The sequence below is a fragment of the Williamsia sp. CHRR-6 genome (assembly GCF_018474015.1).
GTDB lineage: Bacteria > Actinomycetota > Actinomycetes > Mycobacteriales > Mycobacteriaceae > Williamsia_A.
Genome location: NZ_JAHCSG010000006.1, coordinates 72,128 through 83,169 on the forward strand (window position 1 = coordinate 72,128; position 11,042 = coordinate 83,169).

The 11,042-nt window shown below is 66.3% G+C and carries 8 protein-coding genes; 6 read left to right on the top strand and 2 right to left on the bottom strand.

Features of this window, described 5'->3' with window-relative positions:
- The first annotated feature begins 85 nt into the window (after positions 1–85).
- Genes ettA through KIK15_RS16105 form a run of 3 tightly spaced genes read left to right on the top strand, consistent with a single transcriptional unit; the run spans position 86 to position 7,186 of the window.
- Entirely contained in the window at positions 86–1,759 is a 1,674-nt protein-coding gene (ettA, locus tag KIK15_RS16095; RefSeq protein WP_214245747.1) for an energy-dependent translational throttle protein EttA, read from the top strand.
- A gap of 7 nt (positions 1,760–1,766) precedes the next feature.
- A complete protein-coding gene (locus KIK15_RS16100) occupies positions 1,767–6,512 on the top strand; it encodes an NAD-glutamate dehydrogenase (RefSeq protein ID WP_214245748.1) in 4,746 nt (1,581 codons plus the stop codon).
- On the top strand, positions 6,509–7,186 hold the full coding sequence (locus KIK15_RS16105; RefSeq protein ID WP_214245749.1) for a hypothetical protein: 678 nt from the start codon (positions 6,509–6,511) through the stop codon (positions 7,184–7,186). The genes KIK15_RS16100 and KIK15_RS16105 overlap by 4 nt, the downstream gene beginning before the upstream one ends.
- A gap of 5 nt (positions 7,187–7,191) precedes the next feature.
- Here the strand turns inward: KIK15_RS16105 and KIK15_RS16110 are convergent, their stop codons facing one another.
- Positions 7,192–8,835 (bottom strand): glycoside hydrolase family 13 protein, encoded by a 1,644-nt coding sequence (locus tag KIK15_RS16110; protein WP_307851944.1) that lies wholly within the window; start codon positions 8,833–8,835, stop codon positions 7,192–7,194.
- 87 nt (positions 8,836–8,922) lie between these two features.
- Positions 8,923–9,318, bottom strand: coding sequence for a globin (locus KIK15_RS16115; protein ID WP_307851936.1), 396 nt, complete (start codon positions 9,316–9,318; stop codon positions 8,923–8,925).
- 164 nt (positions 9,319–9,482) lie between these two features.
- Here KIK15_RS16115 and KIK15_RS16120 point away from each other — a divergent pair, with 164 nt between their 5' ends.
- From KIK15_RS16120 to KIK15_RS16130, 3 genes are all read left to right on the top strand, one after another.
- On the top strand, positions 9,483–10,136 hold the full coding sequence (locus KIK15_RS16120; protein ID WP_250324834.1) for an HNH endonuclease: 654 nt from the start codon (positions 9,483–9,485) through the stop codon (positions 10,134–10,136).
- 150 nt (positions 10,137–10,286) lie between these two features.
- Complete coding sequence (locus KIK15_RS16125) at positions 10,287–10,538, top strand: hypothetical protein (RefSeq protein WP_214245857.1); 252 nt, start codon at positions 10,287–10,289, stop codon at positions 10,536–10,538.
- Positions 10,525–10,998 carry a DUF5130 family protein gene (locus KIK15_RS16130; RefSeq protein ID WP_214245752.1) on the top strand — a complete coding sequence of 158 codons (474 nt, stop codon included), beginning with the start codon at positions 10,525–10,527 and terminating at the stop codon, positions 10,996–10,998. Before KIK15_RS16125 ends, KIK15_RS16130 begins: the two co-directional genes overlap by 14 nt.
- Positions 10,999–11,042: the final 44 nt, after the last annotated feature.

Sequence of the window (11,042 nt, forward strand, 5' to 3'; positions counted from 1 at the left end):
AGGCTTGAACCCCGGAGACAGGTCGCGACATCGCGGCATCGAGCAACGACCGGGCCACTGATCTGCCCGGCAGGAGGACCGAACAGTGCCGGAATTCATCTACACCATGAAGAAGGTCCGAAAGGCACACGGGGACAAGGTGATCCTCGATGACGTGACCATGTCGTTCTATCCGGGCGCGAAGATCGGTGTCGTCGGACCCAACGGCGCCGGAAAGTCCTCGATCCTCAAGATCATGGCTGGCATCGACCAACCGTCCAACGGTGAGGCGTTCCTGGACCCACAGGCCACCGTCGGCATCCTCATGCAGGAGCCCGAACTCAACGAGGACAAGACGGTTCGCCAGAACGTCGAGGAGGGCATGGGACAGGTCAAGCGTGATCTCGACCGGTTCAACGAGATCGCCGAGCTGATGGCCACCGACTACTCCGATGAACTGATGGAGGAGATGGGCAAGCTTCAAGAGGCACTCGATCACGCCGACGCCTGGGACCTCGATTCTCAGCTGGAGCAGGCGATGGACGCGCTGCGGTGCCCGCCCGCCGACGAACCCGTCACCCACCTCTCCGGTGGCGAGAAGCGCCGGGTGGCACTGTGCAAACTGCTGCTCAGCAAACCCGACCTGCTGCTGCTCGACGAGCCCACCAACCACCTCGACGCCGAGAGTGTGCTGTGGCTCGAACAATTCCTCGCGAGCTACCCCGGCGCCGTGCTCGCCGTCACCCACGATCGGTACTTCCTCGACCACGTCGCCGGCTGGATCTGTGAGGTCGACCGCGGCAAGCTGCACCCCTACGAGGGCAACTACTCCACGTACCTGGAGAAGAAGGCCGAGCGCCTGGAGGTCCAGGGCAAGAAGGACCAGAAGCTGCAGAAGCGCCTCAAGCAGGAGCTCGAATGGGTGCGCTCAGGGGCCAAAGCACGTCAGACCAAGAACAAGGCCCGTCTGAGCCGCTACGAGGAGATGGCCACCGAGGCGGCCAAGTTGCGCAAGCTCGACTTCGAGGAAATCCAGATCCCCACCCCGCCGCGGTTGGGCGACGTGGTGGTCGAGGTGAAGAACCTCGACAAGGGCTTCGACGGGCGCGTGTTGATCAAGGATCTGTCGTTCACGTTGCCGCGCAACGGCATCGTCGGTGTCATCGGCCCCAACGGGGTCGGTAAGACCACCCTGTTCAAGACCATCGTCGGTCTCGAGGAGCCCGATTCGGGCACCGTCAAGATCGGTGAGACGGTCAAGCTCAGTTATGTCGATCAGGGTCGGGCCAACATCGACCCCAAGAAGAACGTCTGGGAGGTCGTGTCCGAGGGCCTGGACTACATCGAGGTCGGCCAGAACGAGATGCCCTCGCGCGCCTACGTCAGCGCTTTCGGTTTCAAGGGACCCGATCAGCAGAAGAAGGCCGAGGTGCTTTCCGGTGGCGAGCGCAACCGCCTCAACCTGGCCCTGACGCTCAAAGAGGGCGGCAACCTGATCCTGCTCGACGAGCCCACCAACGACCTCGACGTGGAGACCCTGGGGTCCTTGGAGAACGCGCTCGACTCGTTCCCCGGCTGTGCGGTGGTCATCTCCCACGACCGCTGGTTCCTGGACCGGACCTGCACCCACATCCTCGCCTGGGAGGGCAATGTGTCCGAGGGCCAATGGTTCTGGTTCGAGGGCAACTTCGAGGCCTACGAGGCCAACAAGATCGAACGGCTGGGCGCCGACGCCGCGCGGCCGCACTCGGTCACCCATCGCAAGCTCACTCGGGACTGACGCCAGAGTGTCTACGGCGGCGTCGATCTCGGCCACAGACATCGTTGACCACTACTACGCACCGCTCGGCGTCGCCGACCACGGCGCCAGCGCGGCGCCCGACGGCGCCCCGCTTCGATCGCTCGAGGCCGACGGTCGTCGATTGGACCGGATCGAACGCCACCTGAGGTTGGGGCGCGTACGCACCGAATCCGAACCGCTCCTCGACGTGTCGGTCGTGGACGGTCGCACCTCGGTTCAAGTGGTCCTCGACGACCAACCACTGTTGGTCGAGGCGATCGTGGGCGCGGTCGAGCGGGTAGGTGTCGTGGTCGCCCGGGTCGATCACCCGATCCTCTCGGTGGAGCGGTCGGCCGACGGCGAACTGCTGCGGGTACACCCGCTCGGTCAGCGGGAGGGTCGCCGTGAATCGTGGATCTCGGTGGAGCTGGCGGGGACCGGGGCGGTCGATCAACTCGACGCAGCGGTACGCACGGTGCTCGGTCGGGTGCGCCACGCCCGGGTCGACGCCGAGGCGATCAGTCGCCGGCTGTCGGATCTGGCGCATCGTGTGCGACAGGTCGACGCCGGGCACACCACCGGTGAACACGCCGACCTGATCGAGTGGCTGCTCGACGACCATCTCCTCGTGATGGGAAGCCTGCGTGGGGACGGTACGGGCTGGAGTGAGCCGCGTGGTGTGTTCCGAGACGCGCAGATGCCGCTGCCGCCCGTTGCCGTGGGTACGCGGGGCGAGGTACCGGTCTGCATCGCGCGCACTCATCTGGTGACCGGGTTGACGCGCGCCGAGTATCCGTTGGTGGTGCGCGTCAACGATCCCGATGACCCCGGCGCGGTGATCGCGGTGGTGGGGGAGTTGACCGTTCGCGGACGGACCGCATCGCCGCTGGAGATCCCGGTGCTGCGCGATGTGGTGCACGCGGTGCTCGCCGGTGCCGACGACGACTCCTACACCGGATCAGAGCTGCTGGGGCTGCTGCAGAACTATCCGCGCTCGGAACTGATCTCCGCGCCGGTGGAGCCCCTCCGAACCGCCCTGCTCGACGTGTTGGACTCGACGGCAGGCCGGTCGGTCCGGCTGTACCTACGTGCCGACCCGGCTGCCGAGGTACTCGTGGCCGACGTCTACCTGCCCCGTGACCGCTACACCACGCGGCTGCGAGAAACCATGCAGGCCATACTCATCGACGCCTTCGACGGCGACGACGTCGAATACGCGGTTCGTATCAGCGATTCGGCGATGGCAGTGGTGCACCTGCTGATGCGGGTGCACCACAGCACTGCTGAACAGATCGCCGTCGCATCATTGTCCGACCCGCGGCGGCTGGCGGTGCAGTCGGAGTTGGCTGCGGCGGCGCGCAGCTGGGACGAAGACCTGGCCGCAGTGGCCGAACAACGCAGCATCCCAACCGGACTCGACATCGATGCGGTCGTCGCGTTGGCCGCGGTGATGCCGGAGTCCTATCGCAGTCGACGTGATCCGCAGGCGGCCCTCGACGAACTGGAGGTCATCGCGCGACTGTCGCCCGAGGGTTTCCACGTGTCCCTCGACTGCGCCGAGGACGGGGCGTGGGAACTGCGCCTACTCCTGGGTGGCCGTTGCGCCACCCTCACCGACATCCTGCCGGTGCTGGGCAGCCTCGGCGTCGACGTCATCGATCAATACCCCACCGCGATCGTCCGGCCCGACGGGATCCGTTGTTGGATCTACGATCTCGGTGTGCGGCCGACGGCAGGCGTGAGCGTGGCACCCGACGCCGAGGACGTGTCGCGCCGGTTCACCGATGCGTTCGCCGACATCTGGTCGGGTGCGGCAGACGTGGACCCGTTCAACGAGTTGGTGTTGCGCTGCGGACTCGACCACCGTGGGGTGGCCATGTTGCGCGGGTACGCGCGGTACCTGCGGCAGTGCGGTTTCGGCTACGGTGCCCGGCGGATGGTGAGCGTGCTGGGGTCACGTCCCGACATCACCGCCGCCCTGGTCGAGTTGTTCACAGTGTCTCTGCACCCGCAACGGGCCGATGAGGCCGCGCGCACCCAGGTACTCGCCCGACTGACCGAGATGGCCTCGGGCGTGTTCAATCTCGACTCCGACCGGGTGATCTCGGCGTTCATCGATGTCATCTCGGCCACGGTGCGGACCAACTTCTACACCTCGCAACCAGATTCGGCAGCAGGTGCGGCACCGTCGACGCTGTCGTTCAAGCTGGCCCCACGCGATATCCCGCAGACCCCGCAGCCACGGCCCGAGCACGAGATCTTCGTGACGTCGCCTCGGGTGGAAGGCGTCCACCTGCGCTTTGGGGCGGTGGCCCGCGGAGGACTGCGCTGGTCGGACCGGCCTGAGGACTTCCGGACCGAGATCTTGGGCCTGGTGAAGGCGCAGGCGGTCAAGAACGCGGTCATCGTCCCCGTGGGCGCAAAGGGTGGATTCGTCGATCGTCGCCCACCGGTGCCGACCGGTGATGCGACCGTCGATCGTGACGCCGCGGGGACCTCAGGAGTCGCCTGCTATCGCGAGTTCGTCTCTGCCCTGCTCGATCTCACCGACAACCTGGTCACCTCGACCGACGCACAGACCGCAGAGTCAGGCGAGCCGGTGCAGTCGGTGCGTCCACCTGCCGGGGTCCATCGTCGCGACGGCGATGACCCGTACCTGGTGGTCGCCGCTGACAAGGGGACGGCGAGCTTTTCCGACATCGCCAACGCGGTGGCCGCCGACCACGGATTCTGGTTGGGTGATGCCTTCGCCTCGGGTGGCTCGGTGGGGTACGACCACAAGGCGATGGGAATCACCGCCCGGGGCGCCTGGGAATCGGTGCGACGTCACCTCGCCGAGATGGGGGTCGACGTCGACACCGACACCGTGACCGCGGTGGGTATCGGTGACATGAGCGGCGACGTGTTCGGCAACGGGATGCTGCTGTCCGAACACCTCGAGCTGGTGGCCGCTTTCGATCACCGAGACATCTTCATCGACCCTGAACCCGTTGCGGCCCAGGCTTTCGCCGAGCGTCGTCGCCTGTTCGACCTGCCTCGTTCTTCCTGGGCCGACTACGATCCGAGCCTCATCTCCGTCGGCGGCGGGGTGTTCTCGCGCGAGGCCAAGGCGATCGATGTGTCCCCGCAGATGATCCGGGCTCTGGGGTTGCCCGCGCACACCACCACCCTCAGCCCACCGGAGTTGATCCGGGCCATACTTCTGGCTCCGGTGGATCTGCTGTGGAACGGCGGCATCGGTACCTATGTCAAGGCATCCACCGAAAGTCATGCGGCGGTGGGGGACAAGGCCAACGACGCCATCCGGGTGGACGGTCGCGAGCTGCGAGCCCGGATCGTGGGCGAGGGTGGAAACCTGGGTGTGACCGAGCACGGTCGGATCGAGTTCGCGGTGTCGGGCGGTCGCATCAACACCGATGCGCTGGACAACTCGGCCGGCGTCGACTGCTCCGATCACGAGGTGAACATCAAGATCCTGCTCGACACCCACCGGGACGCCGGCCGGTTGGCTGCGGGTGAACGCGACGCTTTGCTGCACTCGATGACAGACGAGGTGGCCCGACTCGTCCTCGCCGACAATCGGGCTCAGAATCTTGAGCTCGGATATGCACGCGCGCAATCAGATTCGATGGTGGAGGTACATGCTCGGTTGCTCGAGCACCTGGCGTCGGTGGAGGGGGTGGATCTCGAACTCGAGGCGTTGCCGCTGCCCGAGGGGTTGCGTGCGCGCGGTAACCCGCTCACCTCACCTGAGTTGGCCACATTGATGGCGCACGTGAAGCTGGCACTCAAGCGCGAGATGCTGGCCACCGACCTGCCCGATCACGAGGTGTTCGCGCCGCGACTCGTCGAGTACTTCCCGCAACCGTTGCGCCAGCGATTCGCGCAAGCATTCGCCACCCATCCGTTGCGTCGCGAGATCGTGACCACGACCCTGGTCAACGACGTGGTCAACACGGCCGGCATCGCACACGTGTTCCAGCTGGTCGAGGCCACCGGATCCAGCTCGGTGGATGCGCTGCGCGCATATGCGGTGGTGACCGAGGTATTCGGCCTACCGGCGCTGTGGCGTCGGATCGTGCAGGCGCGGGCGCCCATCCCGTTGCAGGACGAGATGATCGGATACACGCGACGGTTGGTGTTCCGGGCGTCACGCCGTCTGCTGCTCACGCGGCCGCAGCCGCTGCCGGTGGCATCCGAGGTCATCCGCTACCAGCATCGGGTGGCGGCGTTGGACCCCGAGCTGGCCGGCTGGTTGCGGGAGTCGTCTACCGCAGAGGTGTCGGAACGTGCCGATCGATGGCGGGCCGCGGGCGTACCCGACGACCTGGCCGACGAGGTCGCGGCTTGCCTGCACCGATACGGGCTGCTCGACATCATCGACGCGGCCGAGATCGCCGATCGAACCGAGATCGAGGTGGGCGAACTGTATTACGCGCTGCTAGATCATCTGGGGATCGAACGACTGCTCTCGGCCGTGTCCGGTCTCGACTCGGCTGATCGCTGGCAATCGTTGGCCCGCTTGGCGTTACGCGATGACCTGTTCGCCGTGCTGCAGGGCGTCACCCTGGCGGTGTTGGACGTGGACGAACCAGGGGAGTCGGCGGCGGAGAAGATCGCCGAATGGGAGACGCACAGCTCGTCGCGACTGGCCCGCGCACGCACGATCATCGCCGAGATCGTCGAATCCGGACGACACGACATCGCCACCTTGTCGGTGGCGGCTCGGCAACTGCGCAGCATGCTGCGATGATCGTCTTCGCGCGTTCAGAGGACCGAAACGACCTGTACGCCTTCCTGTCTCATGCATTGCGGGTGGATGACACGGCGCTGGTACGGTTGCGGCGTCGCGGCGACGGGTCGGTCGGAGCGTGGGTTCAGACCCCGTTCGACGTGCTCGCCACCCGGGTGGTCGCGCTGCAGATCGAGGCCCTCGACGTGGTATTCGACGCAGCCACTTTGCAGACGGAGCTGCGCCCGTCCACCGCAGATCTCACGGTCGATCCGGGATACTCCCTCGACAGTGCGTGGCAGGGGGCGTTGCCGCCGGAACGCGGATTCGTCCACATCGACGACGTCCCGGCGCGTAGCGTAGTCGAATTGTCCAGGGGTGGAGCGACATTGGCGCGCACCGAGGCCGGACCGCTGGGCCCGCCGACCGAATTGCTCGACCACACGGTGTTGTCGGTGACCGGCGCGGGCGTCGATCGGCCGGTGGAGATCAGCCTGCGTTCGGTGTTCGCCCTCACGGCGATGGGATTCGTCGTCGATGCCGCCGGGGGAGCGGTGACAGCGACCTCGCCGCTGGCCGACATCGCCGCCGACGAGCCGGTCCGGGTGCGGGCCACCACCGTGTGGGCTCGCCTCGACGCCCGCTACGGATCGGTGTATCAGCGACGCACAGCGGCCATCCCGTTGTTCACCTGAGGTCCTCAGACCAGCCAGGCGGCAGCGTCGGCAGCGAGCATGCCGTCGATCAGCGGCGCGCTGGCCAGCAGCACCTCGCCCTCGGGCAGCCCGACCGGCTCGTCGGTGGTGTTCACCGCGCAGGTCAGTCGACCCAGTGCCCGGCGGAACGCCAGACACCCGGCCGGCGCGCCGTACCACTGGATGTCGGTCCCACGGAATTCCGGTCGGGTCTTTCGCAGTTCGATGGCCATGCGATATAGCGAGAGCGTCGAGTCGACATCCTCGAGCTGGCGTTCGGCGGTCAACTCCGACCACTGCGCCGGCATCGGCAGCCAGGTCTCGGCGGCGGTGCTGAACCCGAACGGTGGCTCAGTTCCCTCCCACGGCAGCGGGACCCGGCATCCGTCGCGACCACGTTCGGTGTGACCGGAGCGTTCCCACACCGGGTCCTGGAGTGCCTCGTCGGGGAGGTCGACGTTGGGTAGGCCCAATTCGCTCCCGTTGTAGAGGAACACTGTCCCCGGCAGCGCCAACTCCACCAGGATCATCGCCCGCGCGCGTGCCAGACCGCGCGACTGATCGCCGTTGCCGTAGCGGGTCACCTCGCGTTCGATGTCGTGGTTGGACAACGTCCACGTGGGGTTGCCGCCCACGGATTCGACTGCGGCCAAGGAGTTCTCGATCGCCGACCGGATGGAGTCGGCGTCGAAGTCGGTTTCGGCGAGTCGGAAGTTGAAGCCCAGATGCAACTCGTCGGGCCGCACGTATTCGGCGAAGCGTGCGTTGTCACGCACCCAGATCTCGCCGACGGTGACCGCGTCGGGATACTCGTCGAGCACCGATCGGATACGTCGGTGGATGGCGTGCACGCCAGGGTTGTTGAAGCGCGGATCGTCGTCGTCGTTGATCAGCAAACCGGTCCGCTGATCGTCGTCCATGTCGGGCAGGCCTTCGGGTTTGGCCATGCCGTGCGCGACGTCGATGCGGAAGCCATCCACCCCTCGGTCGAGCCAGAACCGCAGTGTCTCTTGGAGATCGGCGAAGATCTCCTCGTTCTCCCAGTTGAGGTCTGGCTGTTCGGGGGCGAAGATGTGCATGTACCACTGACCGGGGCTGCCGTCGGGTTCGGTGATCCGGGTCCAGGCCGGGCCACCGAAGATGCTCGGCCAGTTGTTGGGTGGCTCGCCTCCGTCGGCCCCGCGACCGTCGCGGAAGATGTAGCGATCGCGCGCCGCGCTGCCCGGTGCCGCGGCCAAGGCTTCGACGAACCAGCGGTGCTGATCGCTGGTGTGATTGGGCACCAGATCCATCGTCACGCGGATGCTGCGTGCGTGCGCCTCCTCGATCAGCGTGTCCATCGCCTCGATTCCCCCGAACAGCGGATCGATGTCGCGAGGATCGGACACGTCGTAACCGTGATCAGCCATCGGTGAGCGCATCACCGGACTGAGCCAGAGTGCGTCGACACCCAACAACTCGAGGTAACCGAGTTTCTCCACCACACCAGGTAGATCACCCACCCCGTCGCCGGAGCTGTCGGCGAACGACCTCGGGTAGATCTGGTAGAAGATCGCGGACTTCCACCACGGCGTCTCGACCGCCGAGACCGCTGGGGCATCAGAGGATTCGGGTCCGGTGGTTTCGTCGGCGGCTGATCCGGATTCGATCTCGCGGGCTGCGTCGGTCACCGAATCATTGTGCACCACCGCGACATGCCGACCTCGTCGGCGCAGTGCGGCGTCGGGATCACCTCGTCAGAGTGGGGCGTTGACCATGGACTGCGCGGCCATCTCCATGTAGTCGATCAGCGCACGGCGATGCTCGTCGTCGAGTCGATCGGGGCCGATCGACTCGATCGCGATGTGCATACAGCGCAGCCACGCGTCGCGTTCGATGGGGCCGATCCGAAACGGCTGGTGTCGCATCCGCAGCCGAGGATGTCCACGCTGCTCGGAGTAGGTCCGTGGTCCGCCCCAGTACTGCTCCAGGAACATGCGTAGTCGCCGTTGCGCCCCCTCGAGGTCGTCCTCGGGATACAGCGGGCGCAGGACGTCGTCGGCGGCCACCTCGGCGTAGAACCGTGCGGTGAGCGCGTCGAAGGTGGCCGCGCCGCCCACCGCGTCGTAGAAGGTCGATGCACCATCGGTCACCTCCCCAGTGTTCCTCATCGTCACGTCGATCCGCGTTCGGACACCGGGGGTTCACCGATGCACGGCGTCGATTCACCTGATGGCCACCACCGGCGGCCGGTTAATCCTGTGCAATCAGGGCAGATCCGTGGTCAACTGGAGTCGACGACACACTCGGAGGTCGGATGGCTCGGATGCGAAAGAGATCGGAGCGGGTGAACCCGCTGGTTTCGGTTTCGGCTGCGTCGGGCGCGTCGCTCGGTGGTGAGTCGGGTTCACCGGGCACCGCTGCACCATCGGCCGGCGCCTCGACCACTGCGGTCTGGGGAAAGCATCGGGTTCTGCTCCTCAACGCCACCTACGAACCGCTCACCGCGATATCCATCCGTCGCGCGGTGGTGCTGGTCCTGCGCGAACGCGCCGACGTGGTGCACACCGACGCCGAGGGCCCGGCCATCACCTCCGCCGACCTGTCGATGCCGATCCCGTCGGTGATCCGCCTGCGCACCTACGTGCGGGTGCCGTACCGGGCCAAGATCCCCATGACGCGGGCGGCGCTGATGCATCGCGACCAGTTCCGGTGCGGGTACTGCGGGGCCAAGGCCAACACCATCGATCACGTCATCCCACGTAGCCGCGGCGGTGCGCACAACTGGGAGAACTGCGTGGCCTCGTGTGCGGCCTGCAACCACAAGAAGGCCGACCGGTTGCTGTCGGAACTCGGTTGGACGCTGCGGGCGTCGCTGACCCCGCCCAAGGGCCGACACTGGCGGTTGCTGGCCACGGTCAAGGAGATCGACCCGGTCTGGACTCAGTACATCGACATCGGTGCTGCCTGAACCACGGCACTGGGCGTCTCGGTGTCGAGGCGTCGCCGCGATCGATCTGCAACGACGCTGTGTCGTACCCGACTACGCCCAGAGCGTGCCCGTCGGTTAGATTTTCCCCCAGCAGATCTCGAAGTCAGCTGAAGGGTATGGGACGTGAGTATGGAAGATTGGATCGTCTGGATCGGGTTCCCGATCGTGGTCCTCTGCGGAATTTCGGTTCTGGCCTGCATCGTCTCGATGGCATACGCCTTCGGTGTGAAGCATGCGAAGTCGGAGAACTACACCCTGGACCAGGAGTGGAAGCGGCCGCCGCTGCTGCTCAGCGCAACCGAGGTCTCGCCGGTCGCGCCGCCTGCGCACCACGCGGGCCACGACGATCTGATCGGAGGCTCGGCAAGTGGCAAGTGGTGAGATCAAGCAGGTCTCGGGCAATCTGGACAACCTGCCCGTCGGCGCGGTCGTCACACCGAGTGGTCGAGTGTCTGCGGCCCGCTGGCCGGGCTCGCTGCCCGAGACGCCGCCGTTCGCCGTCGACGAACTCGTCGCACTCGACGAGGCGCTGATCGCCGCGACCGAGAAGACCCATGTGCGCTTCTCCATCTACATCGGTGATCTCGGTTCTGACCCGTTGGCCGCTGCGACCGCAGTCCTGCCCAGCGTGCTCGAGCCGGCCCATGCGGCACTGATCGCGGTATCGCCCGACACCAAGGACATCGTCGTCGTGTCGGGTGCGCAGGTGGCCTCGCGGGTCAACGACCGCGTCGCGCAACTCGGCGTCACCGCCGCCATCGCGAGTTTTCGTGGCGGCGACCTCGTGGACGGCCTGATCGCCGCCCTGCGAGTGATGGCCACCGCTGTGGAACGTTCCTGAGCAGAAGACCGCACTCGGGCGTGATCCCGAACCATCGGCCGCAC

Excerpts from the sequence above, each read along its gene's own strand:
- KIK15_RS16105 (WP_214245749.1), top strand. The coding sequence starts at position 6,509 with ATGATCGTCTTCGCGCGTTCAGAGGACCGAAACGACCTGTACGCCTTC.
- KIK15_RS16120 (WP_250324834.1), top strand. The coding sequence starts at position 9,483 with ATGGCTCGGATGCGAAAGAGATCGGAGCGGGTGAACCCGCTGGTTTCG.
- KIK15_RS16125 (WP_214245857.1), top strand. The coding sequence starts at position 10,287 with ATGGAAGATTGGATCGTCTGGATCGGGTTCCCGATCGTGGTCCTCTGC.